This window comes from Candidatus Nanopelagicus abundans, assembly GCF_002288305.1.
Taxonomy (GTDB): Bacteria; Actinomycetota; Actinomycetes; order Nanopelagicales; family Nanopelagicaceae; genus Nanopelagicus; species Nanopelagicus abundans.
This window is the reverse complement of sequence record NZ_CP016779.1, coordinates 259,711-278,463: the sequence shown is the minus strand read 5'-3', so window position 1 is coordinate 278,463 and position 18,753 is coordinate 259,711. Positions and strand designations below refer to the sequence as shown.

Here is an 18,753-nt window from a genome sequence, read left to right as displayed (position 1 = left end):
CTTTACTTCTTTACGTAAGCACCAATAACGCTTAGGTCTCCCCAACCGTTATCGATCTGTACGCCACCCAACTTTGAGCCCGACATCATGTGGCTTCGCTCAAAGTAAATAGATATATGGGCTGCTTTATCTTGAATCAGCTTCTGCTCAATATCTCCAAGAATTTTCTCTTGGGCAGCAGGAGCTGATTGATCAGCTTGTGCAAATAACTTTTGCAAGTCGGCAAAATTACCACGAGAGTAATTGCTCTTTGCATCAGTGCTGGTCATAGTCCTTGCATCAAATAATGCATAAACAATTCCAGAGGCTGCTGACCAGTCAAATGCCCAAGAGGTTTGGACAATGTCTGGTTCCTTATCGCCTCCGCGCTTAGACACCGTAGAGTAGTAACCAGAACCTGGGTACTTATCCATGATCACAGTAAAGCCAGCAGCCTTAAGTGCTTGCTCAACTGCAGCAGCACGTAGTGGCTCCACGCCCTTATCGCGATATGCCAGACGAAGAGTTGTCTTCTTATCGCTTGCTTTAGCTAGGTAAGCTTTTGCTTTGGCAATCTGCGCCTCTGGATTCTTTATTACATCGCGCTCACACACGGTGAAGTTACGATATCCAGTCTTGATTGAAGGCGGAATTGTTGAGTTTGCATATTGACCAGAATTTGTACCACCTGCAGCTGCAAGGACGGTCTTAAAGTCAAATGCACATTGAATCGCCTTGCGCACATTTACATCTTTAACCGTATCCACATTTATTGCGTAGTAACGGTTGTAAGGTGAAAGGAAGCTAAATAAGCGATTCTTATAGGCAGGCTTTCCAAGAACCTTTGACAAGTTAGTAACGATATTTGTGTCAGTTGACACAGATGTCTTTGCTTCACCTGAGTCAGAAATCAGTGATTGCTCAATAACATTCTGATCAGCACCCATTTTAACTACGAACTTATCTGGATAGTTCCAACGAATTGGATCTGTCTTTGTATCCCAATAAGAGTTACGAACTAAAGTCAACTGCTTACCACGATCATACGACTCAATTTTGTATGGGCCAGATGAGAATGGACGGTTGTCGTAGTTCTGTTTTGTATCTTTTGCCTTTGGGATAGCTGTAAATGAACCAAATGTAGTTACATATGGGAAATATGGGATTGGCTGTGTTAGTACATAGGTGATTTCATCACCCTTGGCTGAACACTGCACACCATATAGATCACCATTTGGATCGGTGTATGGACCCTTGTAATTAGTTGGGTTATCAATGAAATCTTTAGCATAAGTAGTTCCACCATCAAGGATGTCATCGTTGTAGGACCTCATAGTTCCATACTTCAAATCTTCACAGGTGATCTTTGAACCATCTTCATACTTTAGATTTGGGCGAAGCTTAAATGTCCAGCTAAGTCCACCATCATTTGTTGTACCCAAATCTGCAGCTAAATCTGGCACAAGTTCAGTTTTGCCATTTACAGTGCGATATTGGGTAAGTGTGCGAATAAACAGTCGATAGAAATCAAGTGTTCCGCCAACATAGTTACGGGCAGGATCTAAGTGCTCAAAATCTGCTTGTGTAATTACGGTTACGGTTCCACCTTTTGTTGCACCAGTCTTAGCTGGAACAGGTCCAACCCAAGAAGCTGGGGTTGCTGCCTCAGCAGCTGTGATCGAAACAATTAAAGATGCACCAAGTGTAAGTGCACCAGCAACTGCAAGACCTTTCTTTTTAAGGTTCATTTGAACCCTTCCTAGTAGGTGTTTCTTTTTTAACCCGGTAGTCATATGTTCTACCGGGAACTTCGGGGATCGAGTGCGTCTCGAATGCTGTCACCTAATAAACTAAATGAGAGCACAAGCAGGAACAAAGCAAAACCTGGAATAAATGTGTAGGTTGGGTTAATACTATAAAACGGCACTGAGGCTAAAAGCATTGCTCCCCAATCTGAGGTTGGATCAATTACCCCTGCACCTAAAAATGTTAAGGCAGCCTCTGCGGTAATCATAGTTGGAATATTTAGCGCAACTGTTACCAAAATTGGTGCCCATAAGTTTGGAAGTATTTGATTAAAAACTAAATGAAACTTGGAGGCGCCAAGTGCTCTGGCTGCTTCCACAAACTCGCGCTCACGCAGCGAAATAACTTGGCCTCTAACAATACGTGCGATGTAAGGCCAACCAAACATAGCCAGAACAAATATCATTACTGGAATTCGAGTGCCATTTCCAGGTGGTAAGCCCCAACCTTCAAAAACATTTTCTAAGACTGGCGTAATAGCTAATGCAAATAAAATAGATGGAAACGCAAGTGTAATTTCCATGGTTCGAGATAAAGCTAAATCAGTCTTGCCACCAAAAAAGCCCGAAATCAGACCAATTACAATTCCAATTACTGTTGCAACTAAGGTTGCCGCTAATGCAATGGTTAAAGAGGTTCTAGCACCATAAACAAATCGTAAGAAAACATCACGCCCTGTTCTTGGCTCTACCCCAAACCAATGTGTTCCTGAGATGCCCCCAAATTTGCCTAATGGATTAGTTGCAAACTCTGGATCTAATGTCTCTGGGTGAAACTCATCTGGAGTGGTGTGCATAATCCAGGTAAAGACTGGTGCGGTAATGGCTAGTAATAAGAAGAATGCGATTACTGAACCAGAGATTTTGGCAGAGCGATCTTTTTTTAAACGCTGCCATGCCATCTGGGTAGGTGAACGACCTTCAATCCCTGAATGAGTAGCAATTGCGGCAGTGCTCATTTATAACAGGCTCCTTAAAAATTGCTGTATGAGCCCTAAGATAGTCAACTACCGGGGATATAACTAGCCGTCTAAAGGGGTGAATAAGGCTCAGTAGCGGTATCAATAATGTTATTTATCTTTTTTTACCAATAATCAGAGGATGGTTGACTACGCATATGGGTAGTGAGTTTAAATTTAAGGTCGGTACCTCACTTAAAAATCGACTGGGGAGGACTGGACAGATATCTACTCCCCATGGCGTAATTAAGACACCAGCATTTATCCCAGTGGGAACAAAGGCAACTCTTAAATCAGTTCTTCCTGAATCACTAAAAGAGCTTGGTTCACAAGCTGTTTTAGCAAATGCTTATCACCTCTATCTACAACCTGGATCTGAGTTAATTGATAGAGCAGGTGGCTTAGCAAAGTTTATGAATTGGAATGGGCCAACTTTTACTGATTCTGGCGGCTTTCAGGTTTTATCCCTTGGGGTTGGGTTTAAAAAAGTTATCGCAATGGATGAGAACACCTTTCAAGCCGATGATGTGATTGCAGATGATAAGCAGCGCCTTGCTCATGTTGATGATGATGGGGTTACCTTTAAATCACACCTAGATGGCTCACTACACCGCTTTACCCCAGAAGTTTCTATGCAGGTGCAGCATCACATCGGGGCCGATATCATTTTTGCCTTCGATGAGTGCACAACTCTTCACAACACAAGAAGTTATCAAGAAAAAGCATTAGAGCGAACCAGATTATGGGCCCAGCGGTGCTTAAGTGAACATGATCGCTTAACTAAGGCTCGAAGTGATAAACCATATCAAGCATTATTTGGGGTTATTCAAGGGGCTCAATATGAAGAGCTGCGCAGAAAATCTGCAAAAGATTTAGCAACGATGAGTCAAAGTGGTATCAGCTTTGATGGATTTGGTATTGGTGGAGCTCTAGATAAGCAAACACTTGGAGATATTTTAAAGTGGGTAAATGAGGAGCTACCTGCGGATAAGCCTCGTCACTTTTTAGGTATTGGTGAACCTGATGATTTATTTGTGGGCGTAGAAAATGGCGCAGATACCTTTGATTGCGTAGCTCCATCTAGGCAAGCTAGAACTAGCTCAGTCTTTACTAAAGATGGCCGAGTTAATATTTCAAATGCTCCCCATAAAGATGAGTTTTTTCCAATTGAAAAAGATTGCACCTGTTACACCTGCCGCAATTACACCCGAGCTTACCTTTGCCATTTATTTAGAGCAAAGGAAATGGTGGCTGCCACCTTAGCAACCATTCATAATCAACACTTTATTGTTGGATTAGTTGATCAGATGCGAGAAAGTATTGAAAAAGGTACATTTTTTGAGTTTAAAGATGCGTTTATGGCCAGATACTACAAAAAGTAATTTGGGGGTAGATTAGAGATATGGATAACGCAAGGAAACCACTTCGAATTGGCATATTAGGAGCTGCAAGAATTGCTCCAAGTGCGATTATTTTCCCAGCCCATGCAACTGGTCATAAATTAGTTGCAGTTGGCGCTAGAGATAAAGTTCGAGCAAGTGAGTTTGCTAAGCAATACATGATTGAAAAAGTATATGGCTCATATCAAGAGGTCATTGATGACCCAGATATCGATGTAATTTATAACCCACTTCCTAATAATGCCCATGGACCATGGAACATTCGAGCCCTAGCTGCTGGAAAGCATGTTTTAAGTGAGAAGCCCTCTGCAAGTAATGCAGCTGAGGCAAAAGAGGTAGCGGCTGCAGCAAGTAAATCAGGTAAAGTTTTTATGGAAGGTTTTCACTATTACTATCACCCAGTTTTTCAAAGATTACTTGAGATCATTAAATCAGGTGAAATCGGTGAAGTAATTAAGGTTGAATCAGCTTTACAAACTCCAATGCCAGATAAGACTGATCTGCGTTTACAGTTTGATCTAGCAGGTGGCTCCATTATGGATGTTGGTTGCTACGCACTTCATAGCCAGCGAATGATTTCTCAATTAATCACAGGTGGTGAACCAACTGTTGTTAATACAGAGGCTAATGCCCCAGATGGCAAGCTAGATACTAAGTTAAATGTGCAACTTAAATATCCAAATGGAGTTGCAGCACTAGCTAAGGGTGATTTTGAATCACCCGCCTTTGATGCCCCTTTAACTGTTACAGGAAGTAAAGGAAGCGTACATCTACCTAATTTTGTTGTTTCAGGTTGGGATCCAAGAGTTATTGTTGATGTTGCTGGAAATAAACGAGTTGAACATCTTCCTTCTCTTTCCACTTACACCTACCAATTAATGGCATTTGCTGATGCAATAGATCTTGGTAAGCCGATTAAAACTGATGCTAAAGATGCTCTGGCTCAATCTCAATTAATTGATTCAGCATACCTATCTGCGAATTTACCGCTACGGCCCACTCTTAAGATTTAATACCCGCAGGATAAAATCAGGTCATGAGCATTCCCAAGGTAATCCTTTATTACACCTTTACCCCACTGCCAGACCCGGCAGCAATAAAGGTGTGGCAGAAAACCTTATGCCAGGGTTTAAATTTAAAAGGGCGAATAATCATTTCACCCCAAGGCATTAATGGCACATTAGGTGGGGATATAGACGATTTAAAAAAATATACCCGCCAAACAAGATCATATGCGGGCTTTAGCAAGATGAAATTTAAATGGTCAGATGGCACCGGCAATGATTTTCCAAAGTTAAGTGTAAAGGTTAGGCCTGAGTTAGTAGGTTTTGGAAATCCAAATGAAATTAAGGTTGATAAAAATGGTGTTATCGGCGGCGGTAAGCATTTAAAGCCTTTTGAAGTAGATGAATTAGTAGCAAAACGTGGTGATGATGTTATTTTCTTTGATGGCCGTAACTCCTTTGAAGCTCAGGTTGGCAGATTTAAAAATGCGGTCGTGCCAGATACAGCAACTACAAGAGATTTTGTAAGTGAGATTGAAAGTGGAAAGTATGATCATTTAAAGGATAAACCAATTGTTACCTACTGCACCGGCGGAATTAGGTGTGAGGTCTTATCTGCAGTTATGAAAACTCGAGGATTTAAAGAGGTTTATCAAATTGATGGTGGAATTGTTACTTATGGTAAAGAGATCGGTGATGATGGCTTGTGGGAGGGCGCTCTTCACACATTTGATAATCGTATGTCGCTTAAATTTAGCGCAAGATCAAAATCTATTGGGCAATGTAAAGATTGCTCAGAACCTGCAACAAGATTTTATGATTGTCCAAAGGTTCCGTGTAACGCGCTTAGTTTATTATGTACTAAGTGTGCGCAAGGAATGAGTAGCGAGATTTGTAATCACCCACAACGAAATTATTCAAACGCCGAACTAATTGGCTAATAACTGCTTAGCGTGATCATTGGCATGATTTGTATATCCAGTCAGCCAATCAGAAATACTGTATTTACCCAGCTCACTATGCTGGCCTGAGTTACTTAGTTGCGCTGGTGTTAAACGTTTAATTAATTCAAATGAGGCTGCTCTAGCAGCTTTAAATAACGCTAATGCGGTATCAATCGGCAGCTCTGAGTATCCAAGAGTCGTATTCTGAGCATAGATATTCTCATCAAAATTTTGAATCACACTTCCAGGCTCAGCAACTAATCGACGCAATCTTGCACAAGATTGAGACTCACTATCGGATAAGTGATGAATTATTTGGCGGGCACTCCATCCACCATTTATTGAGCGATCTAAATCAGCTTTATTTAGGGTTTCAACCGCTTTTAAGAAATTATTTGTTGCACTCTCATATGCAAGGGCTAAGGCTGTGATTTCTGGGGTGCTCATTACATCATCCTACTAGCGGTGAAGGAATGTACGAATGTTTTTACTAATCTTTTTTCCTAATTTAGTGCTTAACTTAACCGGTTTAATCGCAATTACCTGAGCAGAACTTGGCTCACCTGGGGTTGAAACACTATATAAAGCTGGTGAGCTTTCATCTAGTGAGTTAGCAATAATTTTCATCTGTGAAACTAGTGATATACAGCGAACAAATTGGCTTCTAGGTAATTGGTCATCTTTTTCAATTAATTCCTCCGTTAAATTATCAGCTGCCAGCCTTAAATCTCTTGCAATATTATCTATTTGAGAGTCACGATTTTCTGACTCTAATAACTCTAACTTCTCAGTAATCGCACTGCTTGTGGCAGATAATGCGTAAGCAACTTGACGGTCAACAATGTCTTTACGTGCTGGGTCTAATGTTGCATCAAATAGTGTTCTAGCCATGCTTCGAATCTGTACCAACATGTGTTCAATAGCAATACCTTGAATATATAAAGATTCTGCTTCATCAACTTCAGCAAGTGGTGACCAGCGGGCATATCTTTTTGCCTCAATGGCTTGTGATCTAAGTATTGGAATTTCTTCCACTAATAATCTTGCTTTTGAAAGCCAGGCACCAGATTGTTTTTGGGTAAAGCCAGCTGCTACACCCTCAGCCATTTCACTTATTAATTCAGCACTTCGTATACCTAATCTAGATATTTGATTAACGGTTCGCCCAGCTGGTGTGCTGGCGTGAGAAAAGTAAGAAAAGACTATTGCTACTGCTGCGCCTATTAAAGTTGAAACTAATCTGTGCTCAGCGGTAGAGCCTGAGATACCAGGGCCAATAACAATAAGGGCTGTTACTGGAACGTTTACCGATGCTACTTCACCTAACCTAAGGCCTCTGGCCACTACTGAGCAGAGAAACACAGTTAAGCCAATAGCAATTACGCCAAAGCTAAAGTAGTGAACGGTGAGGAGTGCAACACCTGCCCCAATTGCTGTTCCAACAATCTGGCCCAAACCCTCTCGAACTGATTTATAAAGAGAGATTCGAATACTAAGTGCGCAAACAATTGCCGCAACTAAGCCACCTTCAAAAACTAAATTATCACCGACTATCCATGCAGTAGCTGAGGCAACAGCTGCAACAGTTATCTGGCGTACCCAACTTCTACGATTAGAAAATAAACCAATAAACCAATTAAAAAAACGCTTCATGGTAGAAACTTAATCTTTTTGGCGTTCATTAAGACTTTAAGTCTAGCAACTGCGCTCTTTCCCATGCCATGTAAATCCTCTAAGTCACTTTGTGAAATCTTTCTAAGATCAGAGACTTTATATAATTTTGCATCCACTAATGCTCGTCTGGCAGGGGCGGAAATTCCATACTCTCGCCATTCTCTATCCAGGCTCTCATACCTATCTAACTCCGCCTGAGAGATATCAAGGTCTTGATTAGATTTCTTAGGCTTCTTCACAGCCTAATACTACAACTTTACTTGCGTTTCTTTTTGACCATCATCTGCACCATGCGCTGGGTCATCAATTTACGCACAAGTGTCTTAGGAAGTGGTGAATTAAAATGAAGTGCACTCTTTGTTTGCTTATATGTAACTAAATCATTTTTAAGTGCAGCAAGTACTGATCCACTAAATGGGTAGTAAGAGCAGCCACCTTTACGGGCTGCAATTCCGCAAACAACTTCGCCATCTAATTTAAATGCTGGTATTCCATAGGAAATACCTTGTTTTAAAGTTGGTTCAATCTCTAGAATGATTTCGCGCATTACTTTTAAATTACTTTTATTTGGCTCACTCTGTTGGGAAATATATGAATCAATCTCACGCTTGCTCAAGTGATTCACCCCCAATATCTCTAAACATAGGTAGATATAACAAGCCAGGAATAGATCTACTTCGCATCAGCTCACCACCTGCAATGAATCCTAACTTTTTATATGCGCTAATCCCCTGTTTATTATCAGGCCACACGCCAAGTCCTATCCGATGCCAATCGTTTTTATTAGCTAGTTGATCTATCCAATCCATCATCAACCTTGCTACTCCCTTACCCCTGAATTCCTTTTGAATCCACCATGCTGAAACCCAGCAATCTGCAGTTCTATCCTGGGTGGCTTTATCTACGGCAACTAACCCAATGTCGGAATCATCTGCAGATACCAAACACCAATTGGTAATCCGGGCTGAGTTTTGCCAAAAATTTATTGGTTTTTCTTTCTCAACTTCATATTTGGCGCCAAAAGAATCTGGTGAATCACTAAGAGCTGCTAAACGAAGTGTGCGAAGGCGGTCAGCATCTACTTCTGTCGCTGCTTCAACCTTAATCTGCATTTAATTAGCGTTTAAATAATCTACTAAATATGTCTACTTTTTTAACTTCACCGGCATGGCCAGCGCAGCGATCAGATATTGCAATCCCATCTAATGCCTCTTCAATATGTTCACCACAACCAGACCAGGTTGGTTTTTTACATATTTTACAAGTTACTTTTATGCACATAAAAATCTCCTATTTAGCATTAGTACGTTTAGTAATTATTAAAATCAAACTACCTACTAATCCTGAGATTATTGCAGCAAGTAGTAATCCAGATTTCACTTGATTAAGCAGTATCTCAGAGTCATAACTTAGATTAGCAATCATAAGTGAAACTGCAAGTCCCATTCCAGCAAAAGATGCACCTGCTAATAATTCACTATTTTTGATAGTTAATTGTTGTTTAAAAATTTTACTGAAAATTAGCGCAAACAAAGTTATGCCAATCACCTTTCCAAGTAGCCTTGAAAAAATGATTGAATTACCCAAAGTTGAGTTAAATTCAAAGCCCTCAGTAATTGTTGGATAGATATTTGCAAATACATAAAGAGGCAGTACTAATAAATTAACAAAATTAATAAAGATTCGCTCAAACGGTACTTTACCTAATGCCGCGCCAAGTAGTACCGCGCCAATACTTGCAAATACCTCACTGATCTTTAACGCACCAGAGTACTTTCCAGCTAAGACTAAAATAGATAAAAGGTCATCTGCTACAGCAAGTGCTAAAAGAAAAGTTTTAAGCTCAACACTTACCCGCTTACCTAACGTAAGTAATACCAACATTACTAATGCAATATCAGTAGGCATTACAAGTGGCCAGCCAGTAGATATTTCTGAATCTGAATTTAGCGATATAAATATTAGCGCTGGAAAAATCATGCCCCCAACTGCGGCAAAACTAGGAAGCAGCACTTGCTTAATATGTGTTGTTTCATTACGAAGTTGCATGCCAATTAGGAAGAAAAATGGTGCCAGGATTTGGCTGTGAGAGAAAAAATCTAACTTCATAGGGCTAGTTAATCAGATCCTAATGAAAGTGCGTTGCAAGTATTACTATAAGTTGAATTACTTAGTATTTCTTCCACTAATTGAAGTCATCGGGCATCGGGAATCTTGTTTTTGATCCTTCCAACTATCTCTAATCCAATGATGATTTGGATCATCGCAAAAACCCATACTTCTTTTTTCTGATGGCCCAGCAAGGACATTTAAGAAATACATTGGATACTCTGGTGCTGCAATTGATGGGCCGTGATATCCATGAGGAACGATCACTAAATCTCTATCTTTAATAGTCATAGTCTCATCGATTAAACCATCGTAAGAATAAACTTTAAAGAAACCATGTCCAACTTCGGCGCCGTGATCTGATTCGTTTGTACCAATTTGGAAGTAGTAAATCTCTTCATTAGTAAACTCACATCCAGCTATTCCGTCATGGCGATGCGGTGGCCAAGACGACCAATTTCCACCTGGAGTTAATACTTCACAAACTAAAATTCGATCAGCCTCTGCAAAGCTATCTGGTGTTGCAATGTTATTCACCTGCCGTGTAGCAAAACCACTTCCTCTTAGTTCAATAGATACTTGACTCTTATCCTTATAGGCAACTGGATAAAGTTTTGAGCTTTGGGCGGTAGAAAGTGCAACTAAACCTGAGTTAGCTGAAATATTTAATTCAGAACCAACTGGAATGTATATCCAATCTGATATGCCAGCAAAAACTCCCGGTCGTCCCTGAAGTTTGAATTTTTCATTATTTACTAAAACTTCAATATTTTCCGCAGAAAGTGAAAGCAGTACACCTTCCTTCTGATCCATTTTAATTGAGTAACTTTTACTTTTTGAAAAATCAAAAATCTGCATTCCGCAGTACTTCCAGCCTGCTGACTCAGGAGTTATTGCAGTTTCTCCTCTGCGTAACCAACTCATATTTTTTCCTTAACCATCGCCTCAACTTCACTTAAGGTTGGCATTGCATCTGAACACATAAGTCTGGATGCAACTATTGCGCCCGCAACATTTGCATAACTTCCGATTTTCTCAAGTGACCATGAATTTAAAAGACCATGAATAAGCATTCCGCCAAAACCATCCCCAGCGCCAAGACCACATCTAACATCAACTTTAAGTGGAGGCAGTAAATACTCTTCACCCTTCGCTGATAAATAAACTCCCTGCTCACCTAACTTAACAATTACAGTTGAGATCTGATCTCCTAAATAATGTTCACTTATTTTCTTCGGATCTGTTAACCCTGATACAACCTCAAACTCACGGCGATTACCGACTAGGACTGTGCTCTTTGAGATCGCTTCAAGGGTAACTTTCTTAGCAATAGCTTCACTTTCCCAAAAACTTGGTCGATAATCTAAATCTAATATTGTGTGGGTTGCATTATTTCTAACAGCTAACCATGATTTTAGTGAATTACCTGTTTCACCTTGAGATAGTGCACATGCTGATACCCAAAAAACCTTAACCTTCTTTACTAATTCATCACTTAATCTAGACTTTTCTACCTTAGTATCTGGCGCATTTTTTGCTCTATTAAAGAATATTGTTGGATCAAATGGATCATCCATTGCAGCAAAAACGGCAGGTGTGAACTCAGTTTGATCAATTCCAACAAAATCCGTATTTACCTTAAAATCTTTTAGCTTTGAAATTATGTAGTCACTAAATGAGTCTTTACCGATATTTGTAACTACCGCGCTTTTATTACCTAATCTAGCCGCTGCAATTGCCACATTAGTGGGGCTGCCACCGATCGACATGGTAAAAGTTTTTACTTTTTCAAATCCTACATTTGACTCATTTGCATAGAAATCTAAACTAATACGCCCAACGGTTATGACATCTACATTTTCATCAGACATTATTAATTTATCTAACCAATAGCCAAAGATTTTAAGTAATCCATAGATTTATTCATCATCAATGCTGGTCCGGCGCCCTCTGGTGGTAGCTCACCTGTAATTGCACAGTCTTGCTCAATCACATACCAACCTTGATAACCAGCGCCCTCAAGTACGTTAATTACCTGCGCAATAGGAACATCACCTGAGCCAAGAGGAGTGAATAAACCTTTTTGCACGCCAGCCATAATCGACTCTTGTCTAGCTAAAACTGGCGCAGCCTTTGAAAGATCAACATCTTTAAGATGCACATGACCAACTCGATCTGCAGCATTTTTTGCGAACTCAACAATATCTACTCCACCAATTGCCATATGCCCGGTATCTAGGCACCACTTAACATCACAACCGTCGAGTACTCGCTCGATTTCATCCTTAGATTCAACGGTAGTTTGAAGATGTGGATGTAATACATTAGTTAGGCCAAAATCTTCACAAATTTTATCTATCTGCGAAAACATACTAAACATATTTTTATACTCATCCGCTGATAAAGGCTTAGGAGCATCCCAATCCCAGGTATAAACCGGTGAAGAAACTAAATGTGTTGCACCTGTTTTTTTAAACAGCTCAGCTACTTTCTTGACTTGTCTTAAGGTTTCTTCATTTTGATTTTTATCATGAACTACAACTGGAGTGAATCCACCAATTAAACTCATCTCAAATTCATCTAATTTTTCAGAAATTTTGTTTGCTTCACTAGGCAGAAATCCTGGTGCCCCTAATTCAGTTGCTGGAAGTCCTAAATTATTCATCTCTGATAAAACACGATCAGTTGGGAGCATTTTTCCCCAACCAGGAACTTCACATATTCCCCAAGAAATTGGCGCGGACGCTATTCTTGAATAAAAAGATTTCATATAAGTATTCTTTCACAAAGTTGGATTACTAGATAGAGTAGGAATATGAAATACACTACCGCAGAAGCCTTAATTAAGTATTTAAGCGCCCAAAAGATTCGAAGTGGTGGTCAGGTTAAGCCTTTTTTTCCATTTGCATTTGCAATTTTTGGTCACGGAAATGCATTAGGTATTGGTGATGCTCTTGAGCGATATCGTAAAGATATGCCAACAATTAAAGGACAAAATGAACAAGGTATGGCATTAGCTGCGGTAGGTTTTAGCAAAGCTCAACTTAGGACACAGTGTGGAATTGTTACCACTTCAATTGGGCCAGGAGCAACAAACGTTGTTACGGCCGCAGGCGTTGCAATGGCAAATCGATTACCACTATTAATTTTATCCGGTGATACGTTTCAATCGCGTAGACCTGATCCAGTCTTGCAGCAGGTGGAGCACTTTGATTCACCAACTACAACCGTAAATGATTCTTTCAAATCTGTTACAAGATACTGGGATCGAATAACTAAGCCAGAACAACTACTTAATACTCTGCCAAATGCAGTTCAAACTTTATTAGATCCCTCAGATTGTGGACCAGTATTTCTTGCATTCCCACAAGATGTTCAGGTTGAAAGCTACGAATTTCCAGAGGAGTTTTTCAAGGAAGTAATCCATGAAATTAGAAGGCCAAGAGTTGATTTAAATTCTCTTGCTACCGCTGTTGAAGAAATAAAGAAATCTAAAAAGCCCTTAATTATTGCCGGTGGTGGTGTTCGATACAGCAAGGCACATAAAGAGTTATCAGATTTCGCAGCAAATTTTGAAATTCCAGTTGTTGAAACTGTGGCTGGTAAATCATCACTTCTTGCTACAGATGCATCCTGGTGCGGTCCAGTTGGAGTAACTGGCTGTGATCCAGCAAATGAGCTAGCTGAAGAAGCTGATTTAATTATTTCTATCGGCACCAGACTGCAAGACTTCACAACCGGATCTTGGACGATATTTAAAAATCCTTTTCGAAAAATCATATCCATTAACACTGCACGATTTGATGCTACTAAGCGAAGTGCCATTGCGTTAATCGGTGATGCTAAAGAAACAATAGTGGATTTACAAACTAAATTAACTGGCTATAAATCTGATTCAAGTTGGTCAGCAAAACGCTCTACTACGCAGCAATTAGTTAAGAGCAATATTGAAAAAAGGATCAGTAAAAAACTTGATTTACCTTCATATGCTCAGGTTGTTGCGCTAATAAATAAAGCTGCTACCCCTGAAGATTATGTACTTACTGCAGCAGGTGGACTACCTGGTGAGCTAAATAATAATTGGTTAAGTAAAAGTCTTGATTCCTTTGATTGTGAGTATGGCTACTCATGTATGGGTTATGAGGTAGCAGGTGCATGGGGTGCAGCTATTGCATTAAAGCAATCTGGAAGTAAGGGAAAAGTTATTTCAATGTTAGGTGATGGCTCTTATCTGATGTTAAACAGTGAAATATTATCTGCAGTAAATAATGGTGACTCTCTGGTTTATATTCTTTGCGACAACCTAGGGTTTGCAGTAATTCAGCGGCTACAGGTTTCAAATGGTTCTAAGAGCTATCGCACAATGTTTGATGATTCAGATCTAAATAAGCCATTTAAAGTTGATTTTGTTTCACATGCTAAATCACTTGGTGCTAATGCTATAAAAGTTACAATTGATAATTTAGCTACGGAGTTTAAGGCAGCAAAGGAGTCACCAGGAGTATCGGTATTAGTAATAGATACAGACCCAGAAATTTGGACCGAAGGTGGAGCATTCTGGGAGGTTGCAATCTCTGGAATTAGTGAAGTTTCTGAAATCAAGCAAGCTTATAAACGTTTAACTGAAGGCAAATCTAATCAGCGTTTGTAACCTTTTAAACTCTTAACACCAAGGCCGCATGCAATGCTGGCGGCTAAACCATCATTTGCTGTTGCAAAATTTGGATGAAGCTTACGTTTTTTAATTGACTCAACAAATGCATTTAATTCAGCAATATATGCTGGTTTAAACCGACCCATCCAGTCTTTATATAACTTTCCAGACTTTCGCTTTGGTAGATAAAAATCTTTAACAATTGTTAAATCGCCAAGATTTTCAATAACAAGGGATGCACTCTCCATTATTACCTCCATGCCAACTTCATAGCCATAGGTGCTATTTGCGCAAATATCTATAGTGGCTAATACACCAGATGAGGTATAGCAATTTACTGAAATTGGGTCGAAAAGCTTTGAATTTGCCTTCGCTGTAACCTTAGTTAAATTAACACTTACAGACTTAATCTCTTCCTCTAATAACCACCTAATTACATCAACCTCGTGCACTGCAACATTTGTAAGTAACATGGCTGTAGTTGCAGTTGGTGAACTAACATTTCTTGATGTACAGCGAATTTGTAAAACTTTTCCATACTTTCCACTGCGTACTACGCGCTTTAGCTCTAGGTATGCTGGATCAAATCTACGCATAAATCCAATACCGACTATTGACTTAGATTTATTTGCGATTTGTGCAACTTTTTTAGCGTCAGAGTCATTTGAAGCTAATGGTTTTTCGCAAAGCACATCTTTTCCAGCAGCTAATGCCATTGAGAGGTGTTCGGCGTGAAGTTGATCTGGGGATGCAATGATGATTGCAGTTATTTCTTTAGACGCTAGCAAACTTTCAATTGAGTTATATACGGTAACTGGATAGCTACTAATTTTTTTAACTTTACTAGCTACTTTCTTTGCAACAATTGCATTTGCATCATAAATACCAGCAACTCGAGCACCTTTAATACTCTCTGAAATATAAAGTGCGTGTCCACTTCCCATAATTCCGGCGCCAACTATACCTACGCAGATATCGCTAGCTTTTTTCTTCATAACTATTAGAAGCCTGACCTTAAAATAACTGAACTATACGGAATGCTATCGCCCGTATGAATAACTCCCAAAGATTGACTTGCTAGTTTCTTAAACTCACTATGTGCAACCTTTGTTGTAGGGATACCTTTATGGTGACTAATATATTTTTCAACTATCTGCTTATCAACTTTTTCCTCAAACTCATTTGCTAAAACTAAAGAAGTTACATCTAGAAATGGCAAAATTTCATCCAGAACTTGTGGGATTGTTGGCCAACCCATAGTAATTGCTAATTCAATTGTTTCTACACCTGGATAAAATGGAAATGGACCATCAACAATTGCTATTGAATTAACATGCCTAAATCTGGCAAGTAGTGAGGCTAACTGTGGATGCAGGATTCCATTTTTAATCATGATTAAAACTTAGTCTAAAGATGTAATCATTGACAATATCTCCTGCTGACTAGGCAGAGATGGCACCGCCCCCGCTTTAGTTGCAGCCAAGGCGCCTGCGGCTGAGGCGAATTTGAGCGCATATTCAACTGGTTTATGTTCGGATATAGCAGTTGCAAATGCGCCACAAAATGCATCACCTGCCGCCGTTGTATCCACTGCGTTCACTTTATAGGCAGGTGTAAATAAATCCTTTTCCTGATCTAAGTAAATACTTCCCTGCGCTCCTAATGTAATTATCACTTTTTTCGCGCCATTTTTTTGTAATTGTTTTGCAATTATAACTGCCTCATCTTTACTTAAGTGTTCAACAGCTTTGCCAACTAAAAATGATGCCTCTGTCTCATTGGCAATTAAATAATCGGTATCTTGAAGTAATGCTTCATCAAGTTTTTGAATTGGTGCTGGATTTAAGATGGTGATTTTTCCAGCCGCTTTACTCTTTTGAATAAACTTAGCAACCTCAATAATTGGTGTTTCTAGCTGGGCTAAAGAGACGGTTACTAAAGGTGAACTAGTTAAAACTTCATCTGAAAATTTAGTTTTAGAATTAGCTCCAGCGATGATAATTATTCTATTTTCACCACTTTTTGATACTTCAATAACGGCAATGCCAGTTTGCTCTGAAGTTTTGGTAATAAATTTATGATCGATATTTTCACTCTTTAAAATATCAAATAAAAAATCACCATCTAAGTCATTTCCGATTGAGCCAATCATTAAAACTTCAGAACCAGCTCTTCTTGCTGCGATTGCTTGATTTAAACCTTTACCACCAGGAAACTTAAGTAGTTTCTCGCCAACAATAGTTTCACCAATTGCCGGCAACTTATCGGCGTAGGTAACTAAATCTAAATTTAAGCTACCAAAGACTAAAACGCTCATGAGTAAATCTTATACATTCTGATCTGATTAATTACCAGGCTGTATACCCGCCATCGATAACTAAATCGCAACCAGTCATGTAGTCTGAAACTGCTGATGCCAGAAAGACTATGGCGCCTTGTAAATCAGTTACTTCAGCCATTTTCTGCTGTGGAATTCTTGATTTCCAGACTGGCCACATTTTTTTCCCAATTTCTGTTTCAAGTAATTCCTCCACTAATGGAGTTCTTGTGTAGCCAGGTGAAATGCTATTTACTCGAACCCCTCGATCAGCCCATTCAGTTCCAAGACTTCTGGTCAGAGAAATCACGCCAGCTTTTGAAGTGTTGTAATGAGATTGATTTTGCGGGAAATTAGCAACATGTGCTGACATTGAAGCGGTATTTATTATCTTGCCGTAACCACGCGTAAACATATGTTTTGCTTCATTCTGAGCACATAAAAAAACTGAATCAAGATTAATTCTCATCATTGCTTGAAAATCAGCGTAGGGCATATTTTCGCTATCAATCCATTGCCCAGTTCCAACGTTATTACAGGCAATTGTTAAATCCCCTAATTCACTTACAACCTCTTTAATGGTTTCTTTAACTTGTGATTCATCAGTTACATCAGCAGTAATAGCTATTGATTTTTGACTTGGATTTCTCCGCTTGATCTCATCACTTACGATTTGTGATGCTTCTTTTTCTCGATCAATTACTGCAACATCTGCGCCAGCATCAGCTAGGGCGTGTGCAAAAGCCCTTCCAATTCCTTGCCCCGCACCTGTCACTAAAGCCACTTTTCCACGCAAAGAAAATCGCCCTAAGATGTTTTCACTATTCATAATCGGATCAATTGTCATTATTTATCTCCTGTCACAATATATTTGATATCACCTTGACCAGGATTAGCCGCTAATACAGCTGGTAATTCATCTAAGGAGACAGTCTTTGAAATAATTAGGTCAAGGTTTAATTTTCCACTTGAGATTAATTCAGCAGCCCTTCCTTGGGTATATGGGTTTATATATGAACCAATTATCTTTAATCCCCTAATTAATAGATCATAAACACTAAATTGCACTGTCTCATGCGATGGAGCAACGCCGAGCACAAGAACTGTTCCACCAGATCGAGTTATCGCACATGCTTGCTGAAAGGTTTGACTAACGCCGGCAACCTCAAATGAAACATCAATATCTTTTAGAATCTTTGTAACATCCTCCGCTACTGGATCAATCGTGCTGGTTGCACCTAGTTTCATAGCAATTTCGCGTCGTTCTTTTTGTCTTGTGATTAATATGATTTCACTTGCTCCAGCTAATTTAACTAGTTGCACAATTAACATTCCCATCGAGCCACCACCCAGGACTGCCACACGATCCCCTGCTTTTACTTGGGCTAAATCCATTCCGCGAATACAACAAGCAAGTGGCTCTACTAAACCTAAGTAAAGCGGATTTAAGTTCTTAGGAACTAAATAGGCCTGGCTTTTAGGAAGCAGAACATACTCTGCAAATCCGCCATTTAATGTGACGCCAAGGGCAGCAAGATTTCGACAGTGAGCTGTTCGCTTTGCAAGGCAGTGATCACATGTTCCGCAAACAATGTTTGGATCAACTGAAACTAGATCCCCTACTTTAAAATCAACACCTTCACCTACTTCAGTTACTTCACCACCAAATTCATGACCTAAAACTAAATGCATTGCTGCTGGGTGCTCACCTAATAAAATATGTCTGTCAGTTCCACAAATACCGCAGGCAAGCATTTTGATAACTAATTCATCTTTACCTGGTTTTGGAGTTGGGATTTCTTTAACTTCTAACTTACCGATTTCAGTCAAAAGGACAGCTTTCATAATTATTTAAAAAAGCCTTCCTATATCGTTAAACAGACTCTAAGATTCTAATTACCTTTAGTC

General features: G+C 39.6%; 21 protein-coding genes. 4 read left to right on the top strand and 17 right to left on the bottom strand.

The window, feature by feature from the left end; all coding sequences use genetic code 11:
* Nucleotides 1–2 precede the first annotated feature (2 nt).
* Complete coding sequence (locus tag B1sIIB91_RS01495; protein WP_190279180.1) at nt 3–1,727, bottom strand: ABC transporter substrate-binding protein; 1,725 nt, start codon at nt 1,725–1,727, stop codon at nt 3–5.
* A gap of 50 nt (nt 1,728–1,777) precedes the next feature.
* A complete protein-coding gene (locus tag B1sIIB91_RS01490; protein ID WP_095687871.1) occupies nt 1,778–2,743 on the bottom strand; it encodes an ABC transporter permease in 966 nt (321 codons plus the stop codon).
* Between the two features lie 158 nt (nt 2,744–2,901).
* Between B1sIIB91_RS01490 and tgt the strand changes: the two genes are divergently transcribed.
* Genes tgt through trhO form a run of 3 tightly spaced genes read left to right on the top strand, consistent with a single transcriptional unit; the run spans nt 2,902 to nt 6,088 of the window.
* Nucleotides 2,902–4,125, top strand: coding sequence for a tRNA guanosine(34) transglycosylase Tgt (gene tgt, locus B1sIIB91_RS01485; protein ID WP_095687870.1), 1,224 nt, complete (start codon nt 2,902–2,904; stop codon nt 4,123–4,125).
* 20 nt (nt 4,126–4,145) lie between these two features.
* Nucleotides 4,146–5,156 carry a Gfo/Idh/MocA family protein gene (locus B1sIIB91_RS01480; protein ID WP_095687869.1) on the top strand — a complete coding sequence of 337 codons (1,011 nt, stop codon included), beginning with the start codon at nt 4,146–4,148 and terminating at the stop codon, nt 5,154–5,156.
* Nucleotides 5,157–5,179: 23 nt separating this feature from the next.
* Entirely contained in the window at nt 5,180–6,088 is a 909-nt protein-coding gene (gene trhO / locus B1sIIB91_RS01475; protein WP_095687868.1) for an oxygen-dependent tRNA uridine(34) hydroxylase TrhO, read from the top strand.
* On the opposite strand, the gene B1sIIB91_RS01470 is transcribed toward trhO, so the two are convergent.
* Genes B1sIIB91_RS01470 through B1sIIB91_RS01430 form a run of 10 tightly spaced genes read right to left on the bottom strand, consistent with a single transcriptional unit; the run spans nt 6,077 to nt 12,644 of the window.
* Nucleotides 6,077–6,538, bottom strand: coding sequence for a DinB family protein (locus tag B1sIIB91_RS01470; RefSeq protein WP_095687867.1), 462 nt, complete (start codon nt 6,536–6,538; stop codon nt 6,077–6,079). The genes trhO and B1sIIB91_RS01470 overlap by 12 nt on opposite strands.
* A 12-nt stretch (nt 6,539–6,550) precedes the next feature.
* Nucleotides 6,551–7,744: an FUSC family protein gene (locus B1sIIB91_RS01465; protein ID WP_095687866.1), complete on the bottom strand. Its 1,194-nt coding sequence runs from the start codon at nt 7,742–7,744 to the stop codon at nt 6,551–6,553.
* Nucleotides 7,741–8,004, bottom strand: coding sequence for a helix-hairpin-helix domain-containing protein (locus B1sIIB91_RS01460; protein WP_095687865.1), 264 nt, complete (start codon nt 8,002–8,004; stop codon nt 7,741–7,743). Before B1sIIB91_RS01460 ends, B1sIIB91_RS01465 begins: the two co-directional genes overlap by 4 nt.
* A gap of 17 nt (nt 8,005–8,021) precedes the next feature.
* Complete coding sequence (locus tag B1sIIB91_RS01455; RefSeq protein WP_420021869.1) at nt 8,022–8,390, bottom strand: iron chaperone; 369 nt, start codon at nt 8,388–8,390, stop codon at nt 8,022–8,024.
* The gene (locus B1sIIB91_RS01450; protein WP_095687863.1) at nt 8,368–8,877 is read right to left on the bottom strand and encodes a GNAT family N-acetyltransferase; all 510 of its coding nucleotides are present in this window, start codon (nt 8,875–8,877) and stop codon (nt 8,368–8,370) included. Before B1sIIB91_RS01450 ends, B1sIIB91_RS01455 begins: the two co-directional genes overlap by 23 nt.
* A gap of 4 nt (nt 8,878–8,881) precedes the next feature.
* On the bottom strand, nt 8,882–9,046 hold the full coding sequence (locus tag B1sIIB91_RS06040) for a hypothetical protein (protein ID WP_190279179.1): 165 nt from the start codon (nt 9,044–9,046) through the stop codon (nt 8,882–8,884).
* Between the two features lie 9 nt (nt 9,047–9,055).
* A complete protein-coding gene (locus B1sIIB91_RS01445) occupies nt 9,056–9,874 on the bottom strand; it encodes a Na+/H+ antiporter NhaA (RefSeq protein WP_095687862.1) in 819 nt (272 codons plus the stop codon).
* A 57-nt stretch (nt 9,875–9,931) separates the two neighbouring features.
* On the bottom strand, nt 9,932–10,798 hold the full coding sequence (gene iolB, locus B1sIIB91_RS01440) for a 5-deoxy-glucuronate isomerase (protein WP_095687861.1): 867 nt from the start codon (nt 10,796–10,798) through the stop codon (nt 9,932–9,934).
* The gene (locus B1sIIB91_RS01435; RefSeq protein WP_095687860.1) at nt 10,795–11,745 is read right to left on the bottom strand and encodes a PfkB family carbohydrate kinase; all 951 of its coding nucleotides are present in this window, start codon (nt 11,743–11,745) and stop codon (nt 10,795–10,797) included. Before B1sIIB91_RS01435 ends, iolB begins: the two co-directional genes overlap by 4 nt.
* Before the next feature lie 11 nt (nt 11,746–11,756).
* Nucleotides 11,757–12,644 (bottom strand): TIM barrel protein, encoded by an 888-nt coding sequence (locus tag B1sIIB91_RS01430; protein ID WP_095687859.1) that lies wholly within the window; start codon nt 12,642–12,644, stop codon nt 11,757–11,759.
* Between the two features lie 45 nt (nt 12,645–12,689).
* Between B1sIIB91_RS01430 and iolD the strand changes: the two genes are divergently transcribed.
* The gene (gene iolD / locus B1sIIB91_RS01425; protein WP_095687858.1) at nt 12,690–14,525 is read left to right on the top strand and encodes a 3D-(3,5/4)-trihydroxycyclohexane-1,2-dione acylhydrolase (decyclizing); all 1,836 of its coding nucleotides are present in this window, start codon (nt 12,690–12,692) and stop codon (nt 14,523–14,525) included.
* On the opposite strand, the gene B1sIIB91_RS01420 is transcribed toward iolD, so the two are convergent.
* Genes B1sIIB91_RS01420 through B1sIIB91_RS01400 form a run of 5 tightly spaced genes read right to left on the bottom strand, consistent with a single transcriptional unit; the run spans nt 14,513 to nt 18,690 of the window.
* Entirely contained in the window at nt 14,513–15,523 is a 1,011-nt protein-coding gene (locus B1sIIB91_RS01420) for a Gfo/Idh/MocA family protein (RefSeq protein ID WP_095687857.1), read from the bottom strand. The two genes, iolD and B1sIIB91_RS01420, sit on opposite strands and share 13 nt — an antisense overlap.
* Nucleotides 15,524–15,528: 5 nt before the next feature.
* The gene (locus tag B1sIIB91_RS01415; RefSeq protein ID WP_095687856.1) at nt 15,529–15,921 is read right to left on the bottom strand and encodes an RbsD/FucU domain-containing protein; all 393 of its coding nucleotides are present in this window, start codon (nt 15,919–15,921) and stop codon (nt 15,529–15,531) included.
* Nucleotides 15,922–15,930: 9 nt separating this feature from the next.
* The gene (locus B1sIIB91_RS01410) at nt 15,931–16,845 is read right to left on the bottom strand and encodes a ribokinase (protein ID WP_095687855.1); all 915 of its coding nucleotides are present in this window, start codon (nt 16,843–16,845) and stop codon (nt 15,931–15,933) included.
* Nucleotides 16,846–16,876: 31 nt separating this feature from the next.
* Complete coding sequence (locus B1sIIB91_RS01405; RefSeq protein ID WP_095687854.1) at nt 16,877–17,692, bottom strand: SDR family NAD(P)-dependent oxidoreductase; 816 nt, start codon at nt 17,690–17,692, stop codon at nt 16,877–16,879.
* Nucleotides 17,692–18,690 (bottom strand): zinc-dependent alcohol dehydrogenase family protein, encoded by a 999-nt coding sequence (locus B1sIIB91_RS01400; RefSeq protein WP_095687853.1) that lies wholly within the window; start codon nt 18,688–18,690, stop codon nt 17,692–17,694. Before B1sIIB91_RS01400 ends, B1sIIB91_RS01405 begins: the two co-directional genes overlap by 1 nt.
* Nucleotides 18,691–18,753: the final 63 nt, after the last annotated feature.

Coding starts and splice junctions, on each gene's coding strand:
- iolB (WP_095687861.1), bottom strand. CDS start 10,798: ATGAGTTGGTTACGCAGAGGAGAAACTGCAATAACTCCTGAGTCAGCA.
- B1sIIB91_RS01445 (WP_095687862.1), bottom strand. CDS start 9,874: ATGAAGTTAGATTTTTTCTCTCACAGCCAAATCCTGGCACCATTTTTC.
- B1sIIB91_RS01420 (WP_095687857.1), bottom strand. CDS start 15,523: ATGAAGAAAAAAGCTAGCGATATCTGCGTAGGTATAGTTGGCGCCGGA.
- B1sIIB91_RS01405 (WP_095687854.1), bottom strand. CDS start 17,692: ATGACAATTGATCCGATTATGAATAGTGAAAACATCTTAGGGCGATTT.
- iolD (WP_095687858.1), top strand. CDS start 12,690: ATGAAATACACTACCGCAGAAGCCTTAATTAAGTATTTAAGCGCCCAA.
- B1sIIB91_RS01450 (WP_095687863.1), bottom strand. CDS start 8,877: ATGCAGATTAAGGTTGAAGCAGCGACAGAAGTAGATGCTGACCGCCTT.
- B1sIIB91_RS06040 (WP_190279179.1), bottom strand. CDS start 9,046: ATGTGCATAAAAGTAACTTGTAAAATATGTAAAAAACCAACCTGGTCT.
- trhO (WP_095687868.1), top strand. CDS start 5,180: ATGAGCATTCCCAAGGTAATCCTTTATTACACCTTTACCCCACTGCCA.
- B1sIIB91_RS01415 (WP_095687856.1), bottom strand. CDS start 15,921: ATGATTAAAAATGGAATCCTGCATCCACAGTTAGCCTCACTACTTGCC.
- B1sIIB91_RS01490 (WP_095687871.1), bottom strand. CDS start 2,743: ATGAGCACTGCCGCAATTGCTACTCATTCAGGGATTGAAGGTCGTTCA.
- B1sIIB91_RS01430 (WP_095687859.1), bottom strand. CDS start 12,644: ATGAAATCTTTTTATTCAAGAATAGCGTCCGCGCCAATTTCTTGGGGA.
- B1sIIB91_RS01435 (WP_095687860.1), bottom strand. CDS start 11,745: ATGTCTGATGAAAATGTAGATGTCATAACCGTTGGGCGTATTAGTTTA.
- B1sIIB91_RS01495 (WP_190279180.1), bottom strand. CDS start 1,727: ATGAACCTTAAAAAGAAAGGTCTTGCAGTTGCTGGTGCACTTACACTT.
- B1sIIB91_RS01410 (WP_095687855.1), bottom strand. CDS start 16,845: ATGAGCGTTTTAGTCTTTGGTAGCTTAAATTTAGATTTAGTTACCTAC.
- B1sIIB91_RS01400 (WP_095687853.1), bottom strand. CDS start 18,690: ATGAAAGCTGTCCTTTTGACTGAAATCGGTAAGTTAGAAGTTAAAGAA.
- tgt (WP_095687870.1), top strand. CDS start 2,902: ATGGGTAGTGAGTTTAAATTTAAGGTCGGTACCTCACTTAAAAATCGA.
- B1sIIB91_RS01470 (WP_095687867.1), bottom strand. CDS start 6,538: ATGAGCACCCCAGAAATCACAGCCTTAGCCCTTGCATATGAGAGTGCA.
- B1sIIB91_RS01480 (WP_095687869.1), top strand. CDS start 4,146: ATGGATAACGCAAGGAAACCACTTCGAATTGGCATATTAGGAGCTGCA.
- B1sIIB91_RS01465 (WP_095687866.1), bottom strand. CDS start 7,744: ATGAAGCGTTTTTTTAATTGGTTTATTGGTTTATTTTCTAATCGTAGA.